Genomic DNA, 23,140 nt, shown 5'->3' on the forward strand with positions numbered 1-23,140 from the left:
AGGAAAAATATGACAAAAAAAATAGCACTTCTGTTATTACCTTTTATTTTAATTTCATGTAACGGGCTTGGACCAAAAAGGGTAAAAAATATTGTTGAGTTGACTCCTAAATTAGCAATTCAGACTAATGAGCCTATATATTTAGATTCTAATGCAAATATATATACATTTAATACAAATATGCTTAAGAATAAACAGTATAGTTTCGCTAGAAGCAAAACAATTACTGAGCCGATTTTTATAGGCGATATGATTTATGCATTAGATATTAGATCGAATATTTCTGCATTTTCTATAGAGAAAAATAAGATTATTTGGTCTTATAATTTAAGTAGACATAAAAAAGATAATTATATAGGTGGCGGAATTTTACACCATAACGGAAAATTATACGTAACATACGGTTCAAGGCTGCTAGTAGTACTAGATGCAAAATCAGGTTATGAAATAATTAGAAAAGAACTTCCGGATATTATTAGAATTAAGCCTATTGTGCTAAATGATAATACTGTCTTAGTGCAAACTATCAGTAATCAAACTATTGCTTTAAATGCAGAAACTTTAAAAACCGTATGGGAACATGAAAGCCTAGCGGAAGTTTTATCGGCTAGTTATTTTATGACGCCGATAGTACAGCATGATAATGTAATAGTAACTTATAATTCCGGTCAAGTACTTGCCTTAAATATAAAAAACGGTGAAGTAAGATGGAATTTTGAGTTTGTAAATCTTAATGATCGTACAGCTATACCGAATTTTGACGAATCAAGTATTTTATGTACCCCCGTTCATGATAATATGAATCTGTATATAGCGACCGGTCTTGGTAAGCTTATTAAGCTTAATATAGCAACCGGTAGTGTGATTTGGCAGGTAAATGCCGAGGATATTCAATCAATATCTTTAATCGGTAATAGCCTATTTGTAACAAATAATGCTAGACAAATAGCAGCATTTAATCCTGAAACAGGGAAAGTAAAGTTTGTAGCTGATTTAAATGATGGAAAAGATCCTAAGAAACTAAAATCTGCTACTTTTTTAGTACCTTTTGTTGGAGTTGATAATAACAATAAACGAAGTTTAAATGTTATTTCCGTTAACGGTGTTTTATATAGTTTTGATGTTGATAATAATGGATTAAACATGATGCCTCATATTGTCAAAATTATAAAAAATATTCGTTATTATGGGCTAATGGCAAATAATAATTTATATTTTTCTACCGATAGAAAAATAATATTCGGAAGTAAATAGATTATATTTAGCTTGACAGATAGCGGGTATTAATGCTATTAAATATGTTTCTTGATTCTTTAATTTTAAATTCTAATTAAAATAGATACTATTGTGAAAACTTACTCGGCAAAGCCATCGGAAATTGAAAAGAAATGGTGGGTCATAGACGCAAAAAATATTGTACTAGGACGACTCGCTAGCAGAGTTGCTAATATGCTACGCGGTAAGCATAAGCCTAGCTTTACGCCTCATTTAGATTGTGGTGATAATATAATCATAATAAATGCAGAGCATGTAAAATTAACAGGTAAAAAAGCGAATCCCAAAGACGGAAAAATATATTACAGACATACAGGATTTCCAGGTGGGATAAAAGATACTACGGCAGGTAAAATCTTAAGCGGTAAACACCCTGAGAGAGTTATTAAAATGGCCGTAAAAAGAATGATTACAAGAAATGCTTTAGGTGCTAAGCAAATGAGTAATTTGTATGTTTATGCAAATGGTGATCATCCTCATATGGCACAGCAACCTACTGTTTATGATTTTGCAAGCCAAAATCCAAAAAATAAAAAGTAATAGAATATGACCGAGTTAAAAATTAAAACAGAAAAAGTAGAAAAGCAGTTAACTAAAGAGCCTTTAAAACCGGTATTAAAAACTCCTAAAGAAAAAATAGATAATTCAGGCAAGTTTTATGCTACAGGTAAAAGAAAAAATGCTATAGCACGAGTATGGCTTAAAGTAGGAAAAGGAAAAATAGTTGTTAATAAAAAAACAATAGACCAGTATTTTCCTTCTGAAACTTATGTGAAAACTATCTTACAGCCGTTTGTCTTAACAAAAACTATTGATCAGTATGATGTAATTTGTACTGTTAGAGGTGGAGGAATTTCAGGACAAAAAGGTGCTATTTTACATGGAATTTCTAAAGCTTTAGATAAATCTGCTCCGGATTTTCATGCTATTTTGCGTAAAGGCGGTCTTTTAACACGTGATTCTAGGGTAGTAGAGCGTAAGAAATACGGACAACGTAAAGCACGTAAGAAAACACAATTCTCTAAACGTTAAGATAAAATTTGAGATTTGGCTGTTGCCATTGCTGCATTTTTTGTTATTGCGTGGATCGGTAAAACCTACTGTGTCACCCCGTGGCTTGACCACGGGGTCCAGAAAAACAATAAAAAATACTAATAATTTTAGTATTTTTAACTGGATCCCGTGGTCAAGCCACGGGGATGAGACAGAGGTAAAATTGATCAATGCGGGGATGACATAGAGTAGGTTTTTTGAGCCATACAACAAGGTCGACTTGATCGCAGGATCTCCAGTCTTTGGTTAGTTTTTTTGTGGATTCCCGCCGCTGCTGGAATGACATAAACAAGCCTATACGACAACGCCTACGATCTTAATAAATTATATAAACACTTCTCCCCTGGCGGGGTAGCTCAGCTGGTTAGAGCGACGGAATCATAATCCGTGTGTCGGGGGTTCAAATCCCTCCCTCGCTACCATTCATTCATCTTTTTGAAAGTTCTATATTAAACTGATTTGAACTTTGTGCTTCGTTGTTTATCGTCTCGTCTATTTAATATCCTCCTGTCTGTCACAAAATTGGGTTGAGTTTACTATAAAACTGTTAACAAAATAAATTTTAAAGCTAATTAAATTACTTTTTGCTACAAATTATAAGATTTTTTTGAAATAGGATTAACTATTCCTACAAAAATCTTATTAATTTTCGCTAAAAATTATTTTGTTAATAATTCCATAGTTTTTAATAAAATTTTGTATAAGATAAATATATAAATAATTAGGTATTGCTCACTAAAGAGAGATGTCATCCCGTGGCTTGGGAACTAGATCCAGTAAAACAACTAAAAATACTAGATGTTTAGGTATTTTTTTTGGATCCCGTGAATAAATCTATAGTACAGGACAGTTTTTGAAAAGACCTCGATGTCATCCCCGCGAAAGCGGGGAGCCAGTCTAAAAAATCTTAATTTTAAAGATTTTTTATTATATCGTTTTTTTTAAAGATAAAGCTTTCAAAAAAGCTTTAAAGTACTGGATTCCCGCTTTTGCGGGAATGACATAGAATAGAAATTGTCCGGTACTATGTAATAAATCACGGGATGACATTGAGTTTTTTACTATTATCTCTCTTTAGTTAACAATACCAAATATTAGATTTCTTGCATAATCTATCTTATAAAGAGGAATTTAAAAGATGCACGGAACACAGAACCGGAACGTATCAAATCTATGTGAGGATTCAAGTACTGGATTACCTTTAGAAAGAGGTTATACAAGAAGTCTATTTTATATTAGGTTCTATGAAGATCTATAAAAAGATTTGATTTGCACTAAAAAATATCTTAAAATAACAAATCAATTAAAAACCTTTACAAAGCCTAGGTTCTGTGCACTTTTAATAGAATAATCATAATTATGGCTCTTTTTAGCTGCAAATTATAAGATTTTTTTGAAATATGAATAACTATTCCTTCAAAAATCTTATTAATTTTCGCTTAAAAATATCTCATAATTATAATCATTAATCAAAAGTGCACAGAACCTAGCATTTTATGAAATTGATTTTAACAAGTTTGATTTTTATATTTATGAGCTTTTTTCCAATATATGCTAAATCCTTACCTAAAGGGTTCGTGTATCTGAAAGATATCGACCCTACAATTATTCAAAATATGCGTTATTATTCAGATGAAAATTTTGTTGGTAAAAAGGTAGATGGTTATAAAGCACCAGAAGCAATTTTAACCATAGAAGCTGCTAAGGCTCTTAAAGCAGTACAAGCTGAGATAAAAAAAGATGGTTATTCACTTATTATATATGATGCATATAGACCGCAAAAAGCTGTACAACATTTTTTAAGATGGAGCAAAGATAATATTGATCAAAAAAATAAGGAAAGCTTTTACCCATATATAGATAAGTCTAAATGTTTTACACTAGGTTATATAGCTGAAAAATCCAGTCATAGTAGGGGTAGTACTGTAGATTTATCAATAATAAAGCTTCAGAAGGAAGTTAATAATAATCCAAAAGTCATTAAGAGAAAATTGAAAGATGAACGTGTTATATCCTATTTAGATGATAATACGGTAGACATGTATACTTCTTTTGACTTATTTGATGAAGCTTCACATCATGACAGTAAATTAATTGATAAGCAATATTTAGAAAAACGTAATTATTTACGTTCTAAGATGCAAAAACATAATTTTAAAGCATGTCAGATTGAGTGGTGGCATTATACACTTGAAGATGAGCCTTATAAAGATCAATATTTTAACTTTGATATAGAATAGACTTCCTGCATAAGTCACTTCTAAAGGTAATTTGTACGTCGATCCGGTACTCGAATCCTCACGTACGCTTGTGTACGCTGCGGTTCTGCGTTCCGTGTCTCCTTCAAATTCCTCTTTATAAGATGACTTATGCAGGAAGTCTAATAAAAAACTATGACAGTATTAAGTGAAAAAAATGCATACCATGTGAGGGCGGTATTCCGCCGCTTGAGAAAAAAGAAATTGATAAGTTACTAGTTCAGTTACAAAGCAAGTGGCAAGTGAATGAATTAGGGCATCTTTATAAAAAATATAAATTTCCTAATTTTATAAAGGCTATGGAATTTGCAAATAAGATAACTGAAATTGCAGAGCAGGAAGCACATCATCCCGATTTAACTATATCTTGGGGAGCATGTGATGTGGAAATATGGACTCATAAAATCGACGGTCTTACGGAAAACGACTTTATATTGGCTGCAAAGATAGAAAGTATTAATTACTTAAGTGAAAAGAATAATAGCAAAAATCACACAAGTATCAACAGCTAAACGATGATTTCTTATTAAATTAATTGAATTATAACAATATTCTTAATAATAAGGCATGTTTATAATAAACATAAGGTAACGTTATGCCAAATTATCATATTAAATTTTTACCAAATATAGTTAATTTAATCGGTTATTTTTGTAGACTTGTTTTATTACCAAATTTAATATCAGCTGATTCTAGTGAAAATAGTTATGACCAAAGCCTTGATAGAAATAAGGTATATTCTGTACATTTAAAACCTTTTTCTAATAGTTCTACATATTTTTTAGATGAGCATCCTGAACATACCTTTGTACATATTGCTGATAAAAAATATATTTTATGTGGATTGGTTAGAGAACTAAAATTTGCGTTTGAAGATATAAATTCATGGTTTTTAATGCCGGAAGCTCAAATTGATACGGTTAATTGGGAAACTGAAACAACAACAAATCACTGTCTAAATAATTTTATTATAAACTTATTTCATATAAGAGAAGTAAAAGATTTTATTGCTAATATAACTATATCTAACCTAGCAAATGTATTTACTGCACATTATAATCGGTGATAATAATTATAACTTAATAAAGAATGATAGTACATATTATATGATCGAATCTAGTTGCGATAAAGATATTAGTTTATTGTCTAGAGGAACAAATGAATGTGTTGTATTTACTTTAGGCAATGATACGGATACTTCATTATTTAGTGCTATAAATGAATTAATTGAAGGTGATAGAGAGGTAAATAGTGCTGCTACAAGTACTATATTTATCTGTATTACAACAGCAGTAACATTAAGTATATTAGGCATAAGATACATAGCTAATAAAATTAAGGTACATATAAATTCTGATTACCATGATGATAGTGATCAACATAATATATGTTTAGGTCAAATAGAGGATCAAGGGGCTCTAAATAATTAAGTATACTCGTTTAATTTGAAAAATTGGCTATTATGTTATCTTTTGCTGATAATCCTCACGTACTAGTATGTACGCTGCGTTTATCAGCTTCAAGATGCCTCGCTCTTTTCCAAATTAAACTTCGTCTACCAATTCTTCATTTATGAGAGGTATATATAAAATTTTTACTGAATTAATGATTCAAATTCTTTTACGACGGCTTGATAAAGTTTCCGTTTGAAAGGAATTATAATAGATAATAGTTCGTCAAGTGATGCCCAACGCCATTGGTCAAATTCCGGATTAGAGGTATTTATATTAATATCTTCGTTATTTCCGGTAAATCTAATTAAAAACCAGCGTTGTTTTTGTCCGCGAAAATTACCGTTCCACAATTTAGGTATTAAAAAGCTTGGTACATCATAACTATACCAGCATTTGCTTTCGGCAATAATATATCCTTTATCGCTTCCTATTTCTTCTAACATCTCACGCATTGCTGCAATACTTGGTGTTTCGCCGGGAACTATCCCACCTTGCGGCATTTGCCATGCAGATATTTTTGTATCTATTCTTTTACCGACGAATATATGGTTATCGGCATTTAATATCATCATGCCGACTCCTGGTCTATATGGTAAATCAAGATGTTTTTTGGAAGAATTTCTCATTATTTTTTTACTTTAAAAAATCAATTATAATTTTACTACTTTATTTTTACCCATTGTTTTAGCCTCATACATAGCTTTGTCAGCACGTTCAATGAAAGATTCTATTGATTCTTCTTTTTTATATTCCGTAACTCCGATTGAAATAGTTTTTTTTAAAGGTTCAATTTGATCTTCAATATGAAAATCCATATATTCTATTTTAACTCTAACTCTCTCCGCAGTTTCAATTGCTTTAGAAATATCTATATCCGTTAAAAGTATAGTAAATTCTTCACCGCCGAATCTTGCTATTAAGTCTGTTACTCTAAGAGTGTTCTTCAAAATACGGGATACAATTGTTAAAACCTTATCGCCTGCTTGATGACCGTAAGTATCGTTTACGTGTTTAAAATTGTCGATATCGCACATAAGTAAATATAATTTAATACTTTCTTTATTAGCTTTCTCAATCATTTGTTTGAGGTGTATATCGAAATAGCGACGATTAAATAAGCCGGTTAAGCCGTCTTTAGCTGCTAAATTAACACTTTGTTCAAGGTCATTACGTAAATTATCTTGATATTGCTTACGCCTTAATTGTGTTCTAATTCTAGCAAGTAATTCGCTTTCCTCTATAGGATAAACGAAATAATCATTAATACTGAGTTCAATACCTTTCACAACTAAAGGCATACCGTCTTCATCAATTTGTAAAATTATTACCACGCCGCTTATTTCTGCTTTACCTCTTAAAATAACACTGATTCTCAAAGGATCTTCATTTTCGAGCGTACTACTGATAATTACTAAATCGGGTATATATTCATTTATAATATCTAATTCATCGGAATTACTTATTACCTTTACGTTTTGGGTAATCTTAAGTAACATTTGTTTTATATTTTTAGCTTGTACCACATCATCATTAATTAGTAATATTTTTTTATCTGCAAAAGTGTCATGTATTTCGATATTTGTTACGCCTAATAATGCATTAGTGCTATTACGAAGCTTTAACTCATCAATTAAGCTTTTCATTCTAGATAGCGATTTAAGTCTTACAAATAGAGCAGTATCGTTAACCGGCTTTGTTAAAAACTCATCAGCGCCTGCCTCAAGACCTTTAACTCGATCATCAATATCAGAAAGTGCAGTTACCATTACGACCGGTATATGAGTAGTTTCCGGATCAGTTTTTATCGTTTTACATACCTCAAATCCATCCATTTCCGGCATCATAACATCAAGTAGTATAATATCAATTTTTCCTTTTTTAAGAATTGCTAGTGCTTCTTTGCCGCTATTTGCAGTAAGAACCGTATAATACTCTTTTAAAAGTTTGGCTGTCAGTAACTTAATATTGGTTTCTATATCATCTACTACTAATATTGTGGTCATAAGATTAAATTCTTGTTTTTAAAGGAAATAATTTGTATATTTATACTTTAATTTTAAGTCTTAAATGTATAATATATGAAAATTTCAGCAAATTCAATTAGAACAGGTAACATATTAGTTTATAATAATGATTTATGGGTTGTAAGCAAAACACCGGAACATACTCAACCAGGGAAAGGTGGAGCTTATGTACAAGTTGAGATGAAAAATTTAAAAACAGGGACAAAGCGTAACGAAAGATTCAGTTCTTCCGATTATTTAGAAAAAGCCGAACTTGAACAAAAAGATTATCAATTTTTATATTTTGAAGGTGATGATTTGGTATTGATGGACACCAAACATTTTGAACAAATAAATGTTTCCAAGGAAATTTTAGAAGAAAAATTACCTTTCTTAACTGAAAATATGATTGTTAAAGTCGAATTTTATAATGAGAAGCCTTTAAATATTGAGCTTCCTCCAACTGTTATACTTGAAATTAATGAAACTGATCCGGTAATAAAGGGAGCAACCGCTACCGCTTCTTATAAACCGGCAATTTTAGAAAACGGTATTAAAGTTAAGGTCCCGCAATATTTAGAAGTAGGAGAAAAAATTGTTGTTAAAACTGATGATATGACATATGTCGAGCGAGCAAAGTAAGTTGTTTTATTGAACCGTGGATGTCATGTCTAGCTAAAATACCCGAATCGTCATTGCGAGCAGTCGTAGACTGCGTGGCAATCCAGAAAAAATAATAAAAAAATTCTGTAAATCAGAATTTTTTACTGGATTGCTTCGTCGAATTACTGTGTAATTCTTCTCGCAATGACGGAAAACCGATCCATGCAACAACGCTTCTAAAAGCGTAAATGACACAATAAATTAACTACTAAAATATAAATGCAACCTATAACTAATTTATTAATTAATGCCCTGCGTAAAGCAGTTAAGTTTTTGCATAGAGATTTTTTAGAACTCGAAATGCTACAAAAAAATTCTGTAAGAAATGAAGAATTTTGTAAGCGATCTTATTTAAGATTAAAAACTTTATTATGTGAAGAATTACAAAAACATACACAATATTTATTTTTTCCAGAGGATCAATTCGATTTAAATAATAATTATGAGAGTGTTTTTTTAATTAATCCTATAGATAGCCCAAATAATTTCGCTAGAAGCATACCTTTTTTTGCGATATCCGTAACTTATTTAAAAAGGAATCAAGAAGTTTTAACTCCTACTTCTACAGTAATATATTTTCCTGCTCTTAATGAAATTTATTATGCTGAAAAAGGTAAAGGAGCTTGGATAGAAAAAAATAATTTAAACTCTAATTATCAAGGATTAAGACTTAGAGTTTCCGATAATGCCGATTTAAAAAATTGTTTAGCAATTATTGAAGGTTTAAATCATAATGATTTGGAGGAGATAGAGGTAGATAATATTAGATCTTTTGGCTCTCCTTGCTATGGGGCTACGCTTATAGCATCAGGTAAAGCGGATTTAATATGTTTATCATTATTAAATTTTACATTATATTATGCATTTGAGCTTCTTATTAAGGAAGCAGGCGGGATAATTATAGATTCTAACGATAAATTTATATATTCAAATCGTTATATTACTAAGAAACTTAAAAAATATTAGAGGTTATATGTATCAGTTATTTTAATTGATAATTAAAGAGATTTTATAGCGAAAATTAATAAGATTTTAGAAGGAATAGTAGTTCCTATTTCAAAAAAATCTTATAATTTGTAGCAAAAAAGCTTTTAATTAGCTTTAAAGTAACTGATACAGTAACCTCTTGGACAGAAATTATTTTAGATTTGCATTTTTATTGTTAGAATATAATAATATTAATATAATTATTAATTCATAAAGTTATGGCACATTATAAAGAGTTTGAATTTGACTGCGATTTTGGTGGAAAAAGAGCCAAGTTTAAGTTTTATATAGGTACGCCTCAAGAAGGGCATCATCCGCTACAATTTCAAGCAAAATGGTTATCTGACGAAAGAGGCGGTACTATTCCTGATGAGGTTATGAAAGCAATATCACAGCTAAATGATCTTGCCAAAAAAAACAGTGTTCCACTTCCGGATTTATGCGTATATGCTCTTGGTTCTGCTCAAGAAGCCCAGGCTACCCCTCAAGAAGAAGATGAAGATGAGAGTGAGAACCAAGAGGATAAAGTAGAGCAGGCATAGTTAAAAATAATAAGAATCGCCAATAGCAAATTACTTACGTAATTTACTATTGATCTAAAAGTTGTAGAAATCGGGGTTTGAAGCGGTTCTTCACCCCGATTTCAAAATAATATGTTATTATATTCAGTAAAAAATTATAAATTTTTGCTAAAAATAACATATATACTTAATTCATATAAAAGGTGGAAGGCGGCTTCCACCTTTTATATTCAATATTTTAACCGAATAGCGGATTATATAATAATTCGCTATTCGCGTTAAGAAGATTCATAGGGATTAAAATGAAACAATATAATGATTTATTTAAAATTATTCACCGCGAAGGATATATATTTATTGCTAGCTTTGCATTAGTAAGTTTTTTATTAGCATCATTTAATGAAAAACTTGGCTGTATTGGATTTATCGCTACTGCTTGGTGTATTTATTTTTTCCGTAATCCTGATCGCTTTGTGCCTATAAGTGATGATCTGGTAATAAGTCCTGCAGACGGAATAATTCAAGAAATTAAGGAAGCATTGCCGCCCCCGGAATTAGGTCTTGGTGATGTGGAAATGATTAGAGTTAGTATTTTTCTAAATATTTTTAATGTCCATGTTAATAGAATCCCGGCAAACGGAAAAATTTTAGCACTTCATTATAATCCCGGAAAGTTTTTTAATGCTTCACTTGATAAAGCTAGTATTTATAATGAGCGTCAATCAGTATTAATGGAAACTGATCAAGGGCAGAAAATCGTTTTTGTTCAAATAGCAGGACTTATAGCAAGGCGTATAGTTTGTGATTTAGAAGAGGGTAATGAAGTTAAAACAGGCGAGCGATACGGTATAATTCGTTTCGGTAGCAGAGTAGATGTTTATCTACCGTTGAAAACAGCTTTATTAGTGAGTAAAGGGCAGACTGCTATAGGTGGTGAAACTATCATTGCTGATTTTGGACGTAAAAAGACAGCAGAATTTAAGTTTGAGAGGAAGTAGTCTCGTAACTTCAAGGTCGTCATTGCGAGGAGCGACGCGACGCGGCAATCTTGTCAAGCATCCTGAGATTGCTTCGTCAAAACTTACAGTTTTTCCTCGCAATGACATTATAAATACATTTTGAGTATTAAAATTGTTAAAAATTCGTAAATCTATAATAACTAAGCCTGTACCTCTAATAAAATTAATTCCCAACTTTATTACGTTGCTTGGTTTAGTAACCGGTATGAGTTCTATAAAATTTGCTTTGGATAGTAGATGGGAACTTGCAGTATATTGCATTATAGTAGCGGCAATTATTGATGGTATCGACGGTAGAATAGCAAGGATACTAAATGCAACTAGCCCATTTGGTGCAGAGCTTGATTCATTATGCGATTTTGCTAATTTTGGTATAGCTCCTGCCTATCTGATATATTTATGGTCTTTTCAGCAATATGAATATAAGGTATTTTCATCAGCAGTAATGCTATTATTTATAGTGTGTATGGCACTACGTTTAGCTCGTTTTAACGTTGGTATTTATCAACCGAAACAAGATAAAAAAACTGAATATTTTTTTACCGGTGTACCTGCCCCATGCGGTGCTTTACTTGCTTTAACGCCTGTAATGATAGATTTTGAAATCGGTACGTTATTAAATATCAATACCCGTACTCACACTATAACAATTAATATATATTTGGCTATTATAGCTTTTCTACTTGCTAGTAGGCTTCCTACAATCTCAACAAAAAATTTGAGTATTAAACCTGAATATTTATCGCTGGCAATGATTTTAGTTGCTATTGTTATTATAAATCTTATCATATATCCATGGTATTCGCTGCCGTTAATTGCAGTTATATATATTTTTTCTATACCAATTTGTTATTTTTTTAAACATAGAGGGTATTGGTAAAGTTAATTATGCCGAGTGTATTACAACAAGCTATCGACAAATATAAACATCATCCATTTACTAAATATGTAATTATTATAGCCTTAATAATATTTATTTATTTGGGATATAGAATTTATGTTTGGGCAAATACACAATCCACGGATAATGCTTACATAGATGCAGATATTTCAAATGTTAGTGCTGAAGTTAGCGGTGTTTTAACAAAGTTATTTGTTACCGATAATACTAAAGTTAATAAAGGCGATCTTATAGGCGAAATTGACGATAGAGATTATAAGGCAAAGCTTGCAGCACTTGAAGCATCTATTGAAGCTTGCATAAAAAATATAGAAATTATAGAGCAAAAAATCTCAATAGGGCAGATTAGCCTAGAGCAAGCGGCTGAAAAATTAAAGCTTACTAAAATAAGCTTTGATATTGTTTCAACAGATTTTACTAGAGTGCAGGAATTAAATAAGGCAAAATTTGCTAGCTCTAAAACGTTAGATGATTCTAAAAACGCATATCAGAAAGCCAAAACGGATTATAAACAAGCACAGTTAGATTTAGATATATCTAAGCAAAATTTACAACTTCTTGAGCTTGAAAAAGCAGCAGAACAGGAAAAACTTAAAGAGTTAACGGAAAACAAAAAAGTAACCTTAAGGAGCTTACAAAATACTAAACTTATTGCTATGGTACCCGGTATATTCGGTAATAGTAGTTTAGAAGTCGGAAATTACATAGTACCGGGTAGGGCGTTGTTTTCTATAGTTCAAGATAATACTATGTATATTCAGGCTAATTTTAAAGAAACACAAATTAAGAAATTTAAGTCCGGCATGAAAGTCAAAATTAAATTTGATGCTTTGCCTAAAAAGGTAATTTACGGGAAGATTCGTAATATTGCTCCTGCTACCGGTTCTAAATTTAGTTTAATCCCGCCCGATAATGCTACCGGTAATTTTACTAAAATCGTACAACGTGTACCTGTTTTAATAGATTTTGAATCCCCAAATGCTAATCTAGTCCCCGGCATGTCAGCAATAGTATCAATCAGAACTGATCAAAGTACATAATTTTTGTTAAAAAATAGATTAATTTAATTTTCCGCACGCAAGAACCTATTAAAAGTATACATTCTAGTATTATTTACTTATTACTTAAAAAGTTATATAATATAGTAATACTAAAAAGTAATAATTAATATGCAAAGATATTTAGATCCTACAAATGATAGTTTATTTAAAAAAATCTTTCGTGATTTAGAAAGGTTAAAGGAATTTATCAATGCAGTTCTTGAATTACCTGAGGGGTTTAGAATTAAAGAAATAGAATTTATACCTGTAGAGCAAGTACCTATTATTGATAAAGGGGAAAAAAGCATATTTGATTTAAAGGTTAAAGATGAAGCCGGTAGCTGGTATATAATCGAAATGCAAAAAAGAAATGAAAGCGATTATTTAAAAAGAGTACAATATTATTCTGCTCATTCTTACGTACAGCAACTGACTAAAGGAATAAAGCATAAAGATTTATTACCAGTAATAGTTATTTCGCTTATAAAGACTAAAATGTTTGATGACGAAGTACCTTGTATAAGTCTTCATAAAATGCTTGAAACTAAAACAAATAAGCAATATTTATTTGATTTTTCCTATGTATTTATAGAGCTTAAAAAGTTTGATAAAGATAAGTTTGATAATACTATAGATGAGTGGCTACATTTATTTAAGTGTGCAGAAAACGAAATTAGTCCACCTGCAAATATAAAGAGCGAGAAAGTACTAGATGCGTATAATGTAATTGAAATGTACAACCTCACCCCCGAAGAATACGACGCCTATATAAGAGCAAAATTAATGGAAGATGCCGAGGAAATAGCTTTATCTGAAAATTTTGAAAAAGGTAAAGCCGAAGGGAAAGCAGAGTTAATACAAATAATGCTAAAACAAGGTAAAACTGTTCAGCAAATAATAGAGTTCACAGGATTATCTAAAGAAGAAATAGAACAGCTAAAAGCAAAAATAGAAAATTCTAAAGCTAGTTGATTAATTATTTACCGCTTAACTCTGTTAATTCTTTTTTTAGTTTTATTACTAAAGTTTGTAATTTTTCAAATTCTTCGCGAGTGACGTAATTACCTTTAAGTATTTTATCCTCAATTATGCCACAGCTTTTATCCGCTATGCTATTTAAGGCTTTTTGTGCTACGCTGCTAGCTCCAACGGCTACTTTTAAAATATTATTTGTTTTCATATTACCTCTATAGATAAAGCATGTAAGCCGCTATTAAATTCATCGGTAAGTAAGTTATTAATAGTGCGATGATTGGCAATTAGGCTTTTTCCCTGTAATGTTTCTGCAGCAATTCTTATTTTTATATGGCTGTGAATTCCGTCATAATGACTAGCATGTTTATAGCTTTCATCTATTATTTCTTGAAAATGTGGTTTTAACACACTTAATTTTTCTTGTATCCTTTTTATGCGGCTCATATTTTTATTTCATTTACAGTAAAAATGTCCTAATATTCTTAAGTATATAATTTTATGATAAAAATGGCAATGTCGGAATTAATAACGGATTATAAAGATTTACAAGATGAGATAGATAAATTGGAAAAAGGCGCATGTTTTGCTTGTAGATTAGTTAATTATGATGAAATAGAATTTATAGAGCAGGATAAGCATTTTATAATTGAAGATTTAGATCAAATCATTGAAGATGTAAGCAAAGAACTTAATATTTTTTCAAAGTTTAAGAAAATAAAGAAAGATAGAATATTATTTATCCTAAATACTACTGATTCTGACTTAATTAAAAATTTTGCTAGAAAATTATATTTATTTTCACAGCTTTATATTAATGAACAGAAGCCGGCAATTTATATGAATTGTTATATTGCTAGTATTAAAGTAAGTAATAATACTAAAGAAATTGAAAAAACATTAAATATGTTACTTTCACAAAATAATAATTATTATTACCGTGAATATAGCCCTGCAGAACATGATCTGGAAAATATAAGAAAATCTAATCTTCAGCTTAACTTATTACGACAAGCCTTAGCAAAAAAGACTATGCGATTTGCTTATCAGCCTATAATAGATCGCAATACCATGAAAGTTCATTATTATGAATGTCTGCTTCGTATACCTGACGAGAACGGCGTTTATATTTCCGTAGGTCCTATAATCCCTATTGCTGAAAATAAAGGATTAATTTTTATAATTGATCAAATTGTTTTGGAAATGACTGTTAACGAACTTGCAAGCAACCCAAACTTAATGTTAGCCGTTAATATTTCAAATATAGGAACAGGCGATGAAGCTTTATGGGAAATAGCAGAAAACTTATTAAAAGCTCATAATGTTCGGGACCGTTTAATTATTGAAATTACAGAAACTTCTTTCAATGAGAATTATGATAAAATAACTTTATTTATTAATAAACTACGTAAGTACGGATGTAAATTTGCATTAGACGATTTTGGCTCGGGTTTTACTTCTTTTAAACAACTTCAAAGCTTACCAATTGATATTATCAAAATTGACGGTAAATATGTACGTAGTATTACAAGTGACGTACAAAGTAGGTATTTCGTAGAAAGATTAATTAAAATTTCAGAAGATTTAGGTATTGAAACGGTAGCTGAATTCGTAGAAAACGGAGAAATAGCTAAATTTTTAATTGATCTAAAAGTCGGTGGGCTACAAGGAAACTTCTATTCCGAAGCAAAATTTGATAGGGTGGATGATATTTAATTATTGTCGTATAAAGTCGTCATTGCGAGCGACTGTAAGGAGCGAAGCAATCTTATGAAATAGTATAAAATCCTGAGATTGCTTCGTCAAAACTGACAGTTTTCCCTCGCAATGACGTTTTATAGCACTTGACAATCTACATAAAAACCTATATGCAGAACTCAACTTTAAATGATTAAACTTAGATGCTGTTACTTGAATTAAAAAAAACTAATCAAACTTTAGAAACTATACATTTTATAGGTATCGGCGGCGTTGGAATGAGCGGTATTGCCGAGATATTACATAATCTAGGTTATAAAGTACAAGGTTCCGATTTAGTAGAAAATTATAATACTAAAAGACTTGAGTCATACGGCATTAAAATATTTTTAGGACACGCCGAGCAGAACATTACCAATGTTTCGTATGTTGTTATTTCATCGGCAATTAATTCAAATAATCCTGAAATAAAAGAGGCATTAGAGCGTAAAATTCCGATTATTAGGCGTGCGGAAATGCTTGCTGAACTTATGAGATTAAAATGTTCGGTAGCAGTTTCGGGATCGCACGGTAAAACCACTACTACTTCTTTAATTGCTTGTTTATTTGAGGCAGCCGGTTTATGTCCTACAGTTATTAACGGTGGGATTATAAATAATAAATCGACTAATGCATATCTTGGTTCAAGTAATTATTTAATTGCGGAGGCCGATGAATCGGATGCGACGTTTATTCATATTCCATCAACTATTGCGATAATAACTAACATTGATCCTGAACATTTAGATTATTATAAAGATTTTGAAACATTAATTGGTGCGTTTAAAAGCTTTATTACTAATTTGCCGTTTTACGGTTTTGCTGTTTGTTGTATCGATCATAAAATAGTTCGTAAGTTAGTAGATGATATTACTGAAAGGAAGATTGTTACTTATGGAATCGATTCAGAAGATGCTCATATTGTAGCGTTTAATATTAACACTGATATTGCTTCCTCTACTTTTGACGTAAAAATTAGTCTACCAAATGTACTAGGTACAACGATTATTGAAAAAATTACTATTCCAACGCCCGGAAGACATAATATTTTAAATAGTCTTGCTGCAATTGCTGTTGGGATAGAATTAGATTTCGGTATTAAAGTTATTAAAAACGGTTTTAATAATTTTAAAGGAGTGAAGAGAAGATTTACTAAAGTAGCTGAATATAATAAGGCTTCAATTATCGATGATTACGCTCATCACCCCGAGGAAATCAAAGCAACACTTGCGACGGCTAAAAATATAGCAAATAAACAAAACGGTAAAGTTATTGCTATTTTTCAGCCTCACAGATATTCAAGAATGCAGCATTTATTTGATGATTTTATGCTTTGCTTTAATGATGCGGATATGATTTATATTACCGATATATATGCTGCAGGAGAAGAGCCTATAGAAGGGATGACAAGCCAAAATTTAGTTGATAAAATTGCTAAGAATAAGCATCACGATAAAGCAAATTTTCTAGCACAGCTAGATGATGCGGTCGGGGTTATTATAGATAATGCAGCTTCCGGTGATATGATAATTATGATGGGAGCAGGTAATATTTCAAGTTTTGCTAATGAATTAGATGGGAGATTATCATCCCGCACTTGGTATCCATGCAACAACGTCACACAAGAAAAAAGATGACAGTAAAAATATGTTAATTTTACCGACAGTAAAAGGCGAGTATAAAAAAGATTATAATTTAAAACATCTGACATGGTTTAAAGTAGGCGGTAATGCCGAAATTTTCTTTAAACCTTTAGATAGTGAAGATTTAGCAAGTTTCTTAATACAAAATAAGCAAAAATTACCTATAACTACTTTCGGTGCAGGCTCAAATATTATTATAAGAGACGGCGGGATAGAAGGAGTTACAATAAAGCTCGGTCAGAATTTTAGTAATATTGAGTTTATAGATGATCATCTAATAGTAGGTAGTAGCTGCCTTAATTATAATTTAGCAAAATTCTGTCAAGCAAATGCTATTTCCGGTTTTGAGTTTTTAGTAGGTATTCCTGGTACTATCGGTGGCGGTGTTGTTATGAATGCCGGTGCTTACGGTTCTGAATTTAAGGATATCATAGTTAGAATAGAAGCGATTGATTTTGCAGGAAACTTTTTAACATTCACAAATGAAGAAATCGGTTTTAAATATCGCGGCAACAATTTACCAAAGGATTTAATTATTCTCAAAGCCGTTTTTAAAGTAAATAAAGGCGAGAGTGAGAATATATTATTACGGATGAATGAAATAAATAACGCAAGATCATCAACGCAGCCTATTAAAGAGCGTACAGGCGGTAGTACTTTTGCAAATCCTGAAGGGCTTAAATCTTGGGAACTTATTGACAAAGCGGGGCTTAGAGGCTATAGAATAGGCGGTGCTTCGATGTCAGAACTTCATTGTAATTTTATGATAAATAATGGTGATGCTACCGCTAAGGATTTAGAAGATTTAGGTGATTTCGTCCGGCAGAAAATATTTGAAGATAGCGGCGTTGAATTAAGGTGGGAAATAAAACGTTTGGGTAGGTATGTTTAAAAATCGTCATTGCGAGCAGTCGTAGACTGCGTGGCAATCCAGCAAAAATAATAAAAAAATGCTAATCTATAGCATTTTTACTGGATTGCTTCGTCAAAACTTACAGTTTTTCCTCGCAATGACGAAAAATAAGTCGCAGGATGACAATATAGAATAAAAGCAAATAATATGAAATATCAAACACATTGGGTGGAACATTCTGAAGTCAAAATATTAAGTACTACCGGTAAAAAACATATAGCGTTAGTAGCGGGCGGTATGTCTGCCGAGCGTGAAGTATCCTTAGTATCAAGTGAAGGAGTTAGTAAAGCCTTAATTGAATTAGGATATAAAGTTACCTTTATTGATATGGGAGCGGATATTGCGGTTAAATTACAAGAAATAAAATCTGATATTGTTTTTAACTGTTTACACGGTACATATGGTGAAGATGGTTGCTTGCCTGGATTACTTAATATAATGCGGATTCCTTATACTCATAGCGGCGTGTTACCTTCAGCTTTAGCATTCGATAAAATACATTCTAGGAGCTGGTTTTTAACGAATAATATTAATATGGCTGAAAGTATCGTTGTAAATAAAAGCGATAATATTAGCCATCTCTCCAAACTCGCTTATAGAGAGGAATTTGTAGGAGACACGGAACACAGCACCGCAGCGTACAAAAACGTACGTGAGGATGCGAGTACCGGATCGACGCACAAATTACCTCTAGAAGTAGAGTTTCGAGAGATGGCAAATGATCCTATGAAGCGACCATATGTAATTAAGCCTCTTACGCAAGGTTCAAGTATTGGTGTTGAGGTGATATTTGAGGAAGATGATTTTAATTTTGCCGATTATAATTTCCCTTACGGTGATCAGGTGATAATAGAGCAATATATAAAAGGGCGAGAGTTGCAAGTAGCGGTATTAAACGGCAAAGCTCTTGGGGCTTTAGAAATTAAATTACTAAAGAATCGTTTCTATGATTATGAAACTAAATATACCGAAGGATTTGCTGAGCATCTTTGTCCTGCTCCGCTACCTGCTAATTTATATGAAAAATTGCTTATAGAATCAGAAAAAATTTATAAAACAATGAATTGTAAAGGTCCTGCTAGAGCAGAATTTATTTTAGAAGAGCAGACAAACAAATTATATGCTTTGGAGATAAATACTCACCCAGGTATGACGCCTTTATCAATAGTGCCGGAAATTGCAGCTTATGCAGGGATAAATTTTACTAACTTAATTGAAGAAATTATAAAGACGGCAAGCTTTGAATCATGAGAAAAAAAACAAACTCCAAAAAAAAAAAACAAACAAAAAAAACTAATAATATCTCATTACGCCGAAAATTAGGACTAATTTACAAGAAAGCAATATTAGGGTTTAAGATTGCTTTAATTATCTTTGTATGTCTATTTGTTTTTACAAAATATTTTGCCGGCATAAAAACCTACTTAACAACAAATATATATCAAACAACAACAAAACTTGGGTTTAAACTTGAGAATGTTATCATCGAAGGACAGCAAAATGTCGATGAGCCTACAATATTAAAGGTTTTAAATGCGAATAAGGGTAGTCCTATTTTTGCTCTTAAATTAGACGAAATTAGAAATAATTTAAAGAAAAATAAATGGATCAAGGAAGTATATGTCAGTAGAAGATTACCAAATACGGTATATATAAAATTATTTGAAAGAGAACCTATTGCTATTTGGCAAATTAATAATCAGCTTTTCTTAGTTGATGAAGAAGGTTACGAAATTAGTAAAAATATTCAGCCTTTTCTTCATTTATTACATGTTGTAGGGGAAGGGGCAAATATCTACGCAGGTAAATTAGTACTAGAGCTACAGAAATATCCGGCATTAATGAATAAAACTTCAGCTGCCGTAAGACTCGGAGATAGAAGGTGGGATTTAAATCTTAAAGGTAATATAAGTATTAAGTTACCTGAAAAAAAGTTTGAAGAAGCATTAAAATATGTCGATGCACTTAATAAAGCAAACAAGCTATTTAACCAAAATTATAAGGCTTTGGATTTAAGGGATAAGAATAAATACTATATAGAGAAGTATTGAGAATCGTCATTGCGAGGCAAAACGTAGTTTCGACGTGGCAATCTTGTCAAGCATCCTGAGATTGCTTCGTCGAATTACTACGTAATTCTTCTCGCAATGACGTTTTTGGAATAACAAACATAAAAAAAATGAAAGAGAAAATATCAAATTTTGTAACGCTTGATTTCGGTAGTAGTAAGATTGCCGTAATTGCTGCCTATATTAGTAAAAAAGGTGAAATTAAAGTAGCTAGCCAAAATTTGCATCATTCTAAAGGTATTAAATCAGGAGTTATATCAGATTTAAAAAACGCTGAAACTAGTATTGTTTCGGCAATTTATGCACTTGAAAAAGATTGCGGTAAAAATATAAAAAAAGTTATATTATCGTTATCAGGTGCCGATACTAAATCTTATTATATTAATTATACCATTAAAGTTAACGGGCAAACCGTAACGCAGCAGGATATTAAAAAGTTACTACAAAAAGCATTACTTGAGTTTAAAGTTAAAAACCAAGAAATTATTCATTATTTTCCTCTTGAGTTTACTCTTGATAATAATTCAGTCGAGAATCCTATAGGTATGTACGGTAGAGAGCTTAGTTGTGAATTACATATTATTGCAGCTAGTTCAAATATGTTATTAAATATTGTACAATGCTTCGCTAAATGTCATGTTGAAGTCACAAATATTACTCTAGCAATTTATGCTTCTGCTATTAGCTGTCTTACGAATGATGAAAAAAATCTAGGCTCGCTTATTATAGATATGGGCGATAAAACTACCTCTTTCGGCATTTTTTTTGCCGGTAAATTAATATATACGGGGCATGTAAATATAGGTAGTTTTCATATTAGCTCGGATATTGCTAAAGTTTTCGGTATTGATCTTGTTACGGCAGAGAAATTAAAAATTTTATACGGTAATGCAATTATACCTTTATTTGAGAAAGATAGTATTATAAATATGGATGATTTTCAGGTTGATACTCATCATAATTTAAATACTTCCGTAACAATTTATAAATTAGCTGAGGTAATAAGAGCAAGAGTCGAAGAAATATTATCAATGGTAAAAGCCGAATATGATAAAGCAACAAAAGGGCAGGTTGAAGTTTTTAGAGTTGTAATTACCGGTGGTGGGTCTCAGCTTAGAGGACTTAAAGAGCTTTCAAATAAAATTTTTGAAAAACAGAGTAGAATCGGTAAACCGGAGATTATTGCCGGTTTTACAGAAGATTATAATCCGGCTATGTATTCAGCAACTATAGGAATGCTAAAAATTCATGCTCTAAAACAGCAAAAAGAATTCGCTCATATTAGACTTGATGAAAATAGCAGCTTCTTTAAAAAAGCTTTTGATTGGTTTAAAGAGAATGTTTAGAGAAGTTATTGCGTGGATCAATTCCACCGCGTCATCCCGTGATTTATTCGCGGGATCCGGTTAAAAATACTAATATTATTAGTATTTTTAGTTGTTTTACTGGATACCGTGGACAAGCCACGGTATGACACCGAACGCATTTTTCAAACTACGCAACAATGCCATTTAGAAATAATATTTTGCTAAGAATTATTATTAGATTTTTCTCTAGAACAAATTAGTACATTCCCTTTAACTTCGACAATAAAAAGTCGGTCGCCTGTTTTTGCATCGATTTCGTTTGGTGCAAGATAAGCATTCATAATAGCACCAGACCATTTTACTTGTCCTAAAGTATCAGAAGAGACGGTAGAACTATAAACCTCTACCGTTTTGCCTATCATATCCAAGTAATTTTCTGTTTTATCAGTTTTATTATAAACATATTTTTTAAGAGGATAATATAATATGCAAAACCAAATAAGCGATAATATACCAAAAAATGTTATTTGATTTGTTAAGCTAACTAGAGGATAGTTATATACCACAAGAGTGTTTGATAATGCTCCAAGCCCAAAGAATAAGAATCCGATACTTGGAACTGCAAAGAATTCAACGACTACACAAATTATGCCGATTATTAACCATATTTCGGTGAGGTAATTATTTATCATGAACATAAGTTTTTAAAAATAATATTACGTCAGCTATGTCTTGTGGTTTTGAGATACCGGCAAAGGACATTTTAGTTCCCGGAGCATAGCTACTTGGTTTATGTAAGAAAGCAAATAAACTATCATCATCCCATACGCCGCCGAGTTTTGATAGAGCAGGGGAATATTTATAGTCTGCTATGCTTGCTTTTGGTCTGCCTGCTACATCCCAGAGATGCGGTCCTAGTTTATTTGGACCGTCTTTATCAAGAGAATGACACATTAAACATTTCTTGGCTATTTCACGACCGTTATCGGCGTTAGCAGTCTTCATTAATTCCGGTATATTTACCGGTGCTTGCTCTAATGCGGTAGTATTTTGATTTTCTGATGATTCTTGAACCGCAACGCTGTAGCCGCGATGCTGTAACTCTAGAGTGGGTTTGTATAATATATTTGCAACAAATCCAACCATCATAGCAATTAAACTAGCAAATAAGATGGCTGCAACAATTTTATTTAATTCTTTTCCAGACATTTATTTTGTTTTTTATTAGAATTTATACTATAATTTAAGTTGTAAGAGAAGTTAATTAAATAAATAAAAGAAAAATTTATAAAAATATTTGTTCTTTGGAGAGAAAAATAAATGTC

Annotated in this window: 27 protein-coding genes, 1 tRNA gene and 3 pseudogenes; 23 read left to right on the forward strand and 8 right to left on the reverse strand. The window is 31.5% G+C overall.

What is annotated here, in order from left to right:
• Positions 1-9 precede the first annotated feature (9 nt).
• The 5 genes from BN1174_RS05515 to BN1174_RS05535 all read left to right on the forward strand — a co-directional run bounded on the left by BN1174_RS05515 (position 10) and on the right by BN1174_RS05535 (position 4,568).
• Positions 10-1,254, forward strand: a complete 1,245-nt coding sequence (locus BN1174_RS05515) for an outer membrane protein assembly factor BamB (RefSeq protein ID WP_040257171.1) — start codon at positions 10-12, stop codon at positions 1,252-1,254.
• A gap of 93 nt (positions 1,255-1,347) precedes the next feature.
• The gene (gene rplM / locus BN1174_RS05520; RefSeq protein ID WP_014413045.1) at positions 1,348-1,815 is read left to right on the forward strand and encodes a 50S ribosomal protein L13; all 468 of its coding nucleotides are present in this window, start codon (positions 1,348-1,350) and stop codon (positions 1,813-1,815) included.
• Between the two features lie 6 nt (positions 1,816-1,821).
• Positions 1,822-2,307, forward strand: a complete 486-nt coding sequence (rpsI, locus tag BN1174_RS05525; protein ID WP_040257175.1) for a 30S ribosomal protein S9 — start codon at positions 1,822-1,824, stop codon at positions 2,305-2,307.
• Positions 2,308-2,673: 366 nt separating this feature from the next.
• Positions 2,674-2,750 (forward strand) — tRNA-Met (locus BN1174_RS05530).
• A 1,194-nt stretch (positions 2,751-3,944) separates the two neighbouring features.
• Positions 3,945-4,568, forward strand: coding sequence for a M15 family metallopeptidase (locus tag BN1174_RS05535; RefSeq protein WP_231555892.1), 624 nt, complete (start codon positions 3,945-3,947; stop codon positions 4,566-4,568).
• Between the two features lie 9 nt (positions 4,569-4,577).
• On the opposite strand, the pseudogene BN1174_RS11810 reads toward BN1174_RS05535, so the two are convergent.
• Positions 4,578-4,715, reverse strand: a pseudogene (locus tag BN1174_RS11810) (palindromic element RPE1 domain-containing protein); the annotation flags it as partial.
• A gap of 32 nt (positions 4,716-4,747) precedes the next feature.
• Here BN1174_RS11810 and BN1174_RS05540 point away from each other — a divergent pair.
• From BN1174_RS05540 to BN1174_RS13140, 3 genes and pseudogenes are all read left to right on the forward strand, one after another.
• Entirely contained in the window at positions 4,748-5,098 is a 351-nt protein-coding gene (locus tag BN1174_RS05540) for a 4a-hydroxytetrahydrobiopterin dehydratase (RefSeq protein WP_082022308.1), read from the forward strand.
• 83 nt (positions 5,099-5,181) lie between these two features.
• A pseudogene (locus BN1174_RS05545) lies at positions 5,182-5,472 on the forward strand (hypothetical protein); the annotation flags it as partial.
• Positions 5,473-5,623: 151 nt separating this feature from the next.
• The gene (locus tag BN1174_RS13140) at positions 5,624-6,016 is read left to right on the forward strand and encodes a hypothetical protein (protein WP_231555811.1); all 393 of its coding nucleotides are present in this window, start codon (positions 5,624-5,626) and stop codon (positions 6,014-6,016) included.
• Positions 6,017-6,180: 164 nt separating this feature from the next.
• On the opposite strand, the gene BN1174_RS05555 is transcribed toward BN1174_RS13140, so the two are convergent.
• Both BN1174_RS05555 and BN1174_RS05560 read right to left on the reverse strand, forming a co-directional pair.
• The gene (locus tag BN1174_RS05555; RefSeq protein WP_008580323.1) at positions 6,181-6,666 is read right to left on the reverse strand and encodes an RNA pyrophosphohydrolase; all 486 of its coding nucleotides are present in this window, start codon (positions 6,664-6,666) and stop codon (positions 6,181-6,183) included.
• 24 nt (positions 6,667-6,690) lie between these two features.
• Positions 6,691-8,043, reverse strand: coding sequence for a PleD family two-component system response regulator (locus BN1174_RS05560; protein ID WP_040257179.1), 1,353 nt, complete (start codon positions 8,041-8,043; stop codon positions 6,691-6,693).
• 75 nt (positions 8,044-8,118) lie between these two features.
• Between BN1174_RS05560 and efp the strand changes: the two genes are divergently transcribed.
• The 9 genes and pseudogenes from efp (at position 8,119) to BN1174_RS09010 (ending at position 14,146) form a co-directional block, all read left to right on the forward strand.
• Complete coding sequence (gene efp / locus BN1174_RS05565) at positions 8,119-8,685, forward strand: elongation factor P (protein ID WP_040257180.1); 567 nt, start codon at positions 8,119-8,121, stop codon at positions 8,683-8,685.
• Positions 8,686-8,731: 46 nt separating this feature from the next.
• Positions 8,732-8,867: pseudogene (locus BN1174_RS13145) on the forward strand (zinc ABC transporter substrate-binding protein); the annotation flags it as partial.
• A gap of 58 nt (positions 8,868-8,925) precedes the next feature.
• A complete protein-coding gene (locus BN1174_RS05570; protein ID WP_040257183.1) occupies positions 8,926-9,672 on the forward strand; it encodes an inositol monophosphatase family protein in 747 nt (248 codons plus the stop codon).
• 239 nt (positions 9,673-9,911) lie between these two features.
• A complete protein-coding gene (locus BN1174_RS05575; RefSeq protein ID WP_040257185.1) occupies positions 9,912-10,235 on the forward strand; it encodes a DUF2610 domain-containing protein in 324 nt (107 codons plus the stop codon).
• 281 nt (positions 10,236-10,516) lie between these two features.
• Entirely contained in the window at positions 10,517-11,212 is a 696-nt protein-coding gene (locus tag BN1174_RS05580; RefSeq protein ID WP_011271361.1) for a phosphatidylserine decarboxylase, read from the forward strand.
• Positions 11,199-11,336, forward strand: coding sequence for a hypothetical protein (locus tag BN1174_RS10085; protein WP_156138505.1), 138 nt, complete (start codon positions 11,199-11,201; stop codon positions 11,334-11,336). Before BN1174_RS05580 ends, BN1174_RS10085 begins: the two co-directional genes overlap by 14 nt.
• 9 nt (positions 11,337-11,345) lie before the next feature.
• On the forward strand, positions 11,346-12,113 hold the full coding sequence (gene pssA, locus BN1174_RS05585) for a CDP-diacylglycerol--serine O-phosphatidyltransferase (RefSeq protein ID WP_040257187.1): 768 nt from the start codon (positions 11,346-11,348) through the stop codon (positions 12,111-12,113).
• A gap of 8 nt (positions 12,114-12,121) precedes the next feature.
• Entirely contained in the window at positions 12,122-13,174 is a 1,053-nt protein-coding gene (locus BN1174_RS05590; RefSeq protein WP_040257189.1) for an HlyD family secretion protein, read from the forward strand.
• Between the two features lie 129 nt (positions 13,175-13,303).
• Complete coding sequence (locus BN1174_RS09010; protein WP_040257191.1) at positions 13,304-14,146, forward strand: Rpn family recombination-promoting nuclease/putative transposase; 843 nt, start codon at positions 13,304-13,306, stop codon at positions 14,144-14,146.
• A 4-nt stretch (positions 14,147-14,150) separates the two neighbouring features.
• Here BN1174_RS09010 and BN1174_RS05600 read toward each other — a convergent pair whose 3' ends face one another.
• On the reverse strand, positions 14,151-14,354 hold the full coding sequence (locus BN1174_RS05600) for a hypothetical protein (RefSeq protein ID WP_040257194.1): 204 nt from the start codon (positions 14,352-14,354) through the stop codon (positions 14,151-14,153).
• The gene (locus tag BN1174_RS05605) at positions 14,351-14,593 is read right to left on the reverse strand and encodes a BolA family protein (RefSeq protein ID WP_040257195.1); all 243 of its coding nucleotides are present in this window, start codon (positions 14,591-14,593) and stop codon (positions 14,351-14,353) included. Before BN1174_RS05605 ends, BN1174_RS05600 begins: the two co-directional genes overlap by 4 nt.
• A gap of 54 nt (positions 14,594-14,647) precedes the next feature.
• Between BN1174_RS05605 and BN1174_RS05610 the strand changes: the two genes are divergently transcribed.
• Positions 14,648-15,862, forward strand: coding sequence for an EAL domain-containing protein (locus BN1174_RS05610; protein WP_040257196.1), 1,215 nt, complete (start codon positions 14,648-14,650; stop codon positions 15,860-15,862).
• Here the strand turns inward: BN1174_RS05610 and BN1174_RS12335 are convergent, their stop codons facing one another.
• The gene (locus BN1174_RS12335) at positions 15,863-15,997 is read right to left on the reverse strand and encodes a hypothetical protein (protein ID WP_269379005.1); all 135 of its coding nucleotides are present in this window, start codon (positions 15,995-15,997) and stop codon (positions 15,863-15,865) included.
• A 50-nt stretch (positions 15,998-16,047) separates the two neighbouring features.
• Between BN1174_RS12335 and murC the strand changes: the two genes are divergently transcribed.
• The 5 genes from murC (at position 16,048) to ftsA (ending at position 21,854) form a co-directional block, all read left to right on the forward strand.
• Positions 16,048-17,520, forward strand: a complete 1,473-nt coding sequence (gene murC / locus BN1174_RS05615; protein WP_040257197.1) for a UDP-N-acetylmuramate--L-alanine ligase — start codon at positions 16,048-16,050, stop codon at positions 17,518-17,520.
• A gap of 10 nt (positions 17,521-17,530) precedes the next feature.
• Complete coding sequence (gene murB, locus BN1174_RS05620) at positions 17,531-18,418, forward strand: UDP-N-acetylmuramate dehydrogenase (RefSeq protein ID WP_040257199.1); 888 nt, start codon at positions 17,531-17,533, stop codon at positions 18,416-18,418.
• 168 nt (positions 18,419-18,586) lie between these two features.
• Positions 18,587-19,690, forward strand: coding sequence for a palindromic element RPE1 domain-containing protein (locus BN1174_RS10920; RefSeq protein WP_040257200.1), 1,104 nt, complete (start codon positions 18,587-18,589; stop codon positions 19,688-19,690).
• The gene (locus tag BN1174_RS05630; RefSeq protein ID WP_040257202.1) at positions 19,687-20,490 is read left to right on the forward strand and encodes a cell division protein FtsQ/DivIB; all 804 of its coding nucleotides are present in this window, start codon (positions 19,687-19,689) and stop codon (positions 20,488-20,490) included. Before BN1174_RS10920 ends, BN1174_RS05630 begins: the two co-directional genes overlap by 4 nt.
• Before the next feature lie 128 nt (positions 20,491-20,618).
• Positions 20,619-21,854, forward strand: a complete 1,236-nt coding sequence (ftsA, locus tag BN1174_RS05635) for a cell division protein FtsA (RefSeq protein WP_040257203.1) — start codon at positions 20,619-20,621, stop codon at positions 21,852-21,854.
• 182 nt (positions 21,855-22,036) lie between these two features.
• On the opposite strand, the gene BN1174_RS05640 is transcribed toward ftsA, so the two are convergent.
• A complete protein-coding gene (locus BN1174_RS05640; protein ID WP_040257205.1) occupies positions 22,037-22,513 on the reverse strand; it encodes an NfeD family protein in 477 nt (158 codons plus the stop codon).
• A complete protein-coding gene (locus BN1174_RS05645; protein ID WP_012736554.1) occupies positions 22,497-23,024 on the reverse strand; it encodes a c-type cytochrome in 528 nt (175 codons plus the stop codon). The genes BN1174_RS05640 and BN1174_RS05645 overlap by 17 nt, the downstream gene beginning before the upstream one ends.
• Positions 23,025-23,140: the final 116 nt, after the last annotated feature.

The organism is Rickettsia hoogstraalii, from assembly GCF_000825685.1.
Lineage (GTDB): Bacteria > Pseudomonadota > Alphaproteobacteria > Rickettsiales > Rickettsiaceae > Rickettsia > Rickettsia hoogstraalii.

What these genes read in the sequence shown, in the direction of transcription:
- BN1174_RS05560 (WP_040257179.1), bottom strand. Translation starts at nt 8,043, where the DNA reads ATGACCACAATATTAGTAGTAGATGATATAGAAACCAATATTAAGTTA.
- BN1174_RS05645 (WP_012736554.1), bottom strand. Translation starts at nt 23,024, where the DNA reads ATGTCTGGAAAAGAATTAAATAAAATTGTTGCAGCCATCTTATTTGCT.
- BN1174_RS05605 (WP_040257195.1), bottom strand. Translation starts at nt 14,593, where the DNA reads ATGAGCCGCATAAAAAGGATACAAGAAAAATTAAGTGTGTTAAAACCA.
- BN1174_RS09010 (WP_040257191.1), top strand. Translation starts at nt 13,304, where the DNA reads ATGCAAAGATATTTAGATCCTACAAATGATAGTTTATTTAAAAAAATC.
- ftsA (WP_040257203.1), top strand. Translation starts at nt 20,619, where the DNA reads ATGAAAGAGAAAATATCAAATTTTGTAACGCTTGATTTCGGTAGTAGT.
- BN1174_RS05640 (WP_040257205.1), bottom strand. Translation starts at nt 22,513, where the DNA reads ATGTTCATGATAAATAATTACCTCACCGAAATATGGTTAATAATCGGC.
- BN1174_RS05630 (WP_040257202.1), top strand. Translation starts at nt 19,687, where the DNA reads ATGAGAAAAAAAACAAACTCCAAAAAAAAAAAACAAACAAAAAAAACT.
- BN1174_RS05515 (WP_040257171.1), top strand. Translation starts at nt 10, where the DNA reads ATGACAAAAAAAATAGCACTTCTGTTATTACCTTTTATTTTAATTTCA.
- BN1174_RS05610 (WP_040257196.1), top strand. Translation starts at nt 14,648, where the DNA reads ATGATAAAAATGGCAATGTCGGAATTAATAACGGATTATAAAGATTTA.
- BN1174_RS05535 (WP_231555892.1), top strand. Translation starts at nt 3,945, where the DNA reads ATGCGTTATTATTCAGATGAAAATTTTGTTGGTAAAAAGGTAGATGGT.
- murB (WP_040257199.1), top strand. Translation starts at nt 17,531, where the DNA reads ATGTTAATTTTACCGACAGTAAAAGGCGAGTATAAAAAAGATTATAAT.
- murC (WP_040257197.1), top strand. Translation starts at nt 16,048, where the DNA reads ATGCTGTTACTTGAATTAAAAAAAACTAATCAAACTTTAGAAACTATA.
- BN1174_RS05575 (WP_040257185.1), top strand. Translation starts at nt 9,912, where the DNA reads ATGGCACATTATAAAGAGTTTGAATTTGACTGCGATTTTGGTGGAAAA.
- BN1174_RS05600 (WP_040257194.1), bottom strand. Translation starts at nt 14,354, where the DNA reads ATGAAAACAAATAATATTTTAAAAGTAGCCGTTGGAGCTAGCAGCGTA.
- BN1174_RS05555 (WP_008580323.1), bottom strand. Translation starts at nt 6,666, where the DNA reads ATGAGAAATTCTTCCAAAAAACATCTTGATTTACCATATAGACCAGGA.
- BN1174_RS05580 (WP_011271361.1), top strand. Translation starts at nt 10,517, where the DNA reads ATGAAACAATATAATGATTTATTTAAAATTATTCACCGCGAAGGATAT.
- rpsI (WP_040257175.1), top strand. Translation starts at nt 1,822, where the DNA reads ATGACCGAGTTAAAAATTAAAACAGAAAAAGTAGAAAAGCAGTTAACT.
- BN1174_RS10920 (WP_040257200.1), top strand. Translation starts at nt 18,587, where the DNA reads ATGAAATATCAAACACATTGGGTGGAACATTCTGAAGTCAAAATATTA.
- BN1174_RS05570 (WP_040257183.1), top strand. Translation starts at nt 8,926, where the DNA reads ATGCAACCTATAACTAATTTATTAATTAATGCCCTGCGTAAAGCAGTT.
- efp (WP_040257180.1), top strand. Translation starts at nt 8,119, where the DNA reads ATGAAAATTTCAGCAAATTCAATTAGAACAGGTAACATATTAGTTTAT.
- BN1174_RS13140 (WP_231555811.1), top strand. Translation starts at nt 5,624, where the DNA reads ATGTATTTACTGCACATTATAATCGGTGATAATAATTATAACTTAATA.
- BN1174_RS05590 (WP_040257189.1), top strand. Translation starts at nt 12,122, where the DNA reads ATGCCGAGTGTATTACAACAAGCTATCGACAAATATAAACATCATCCA.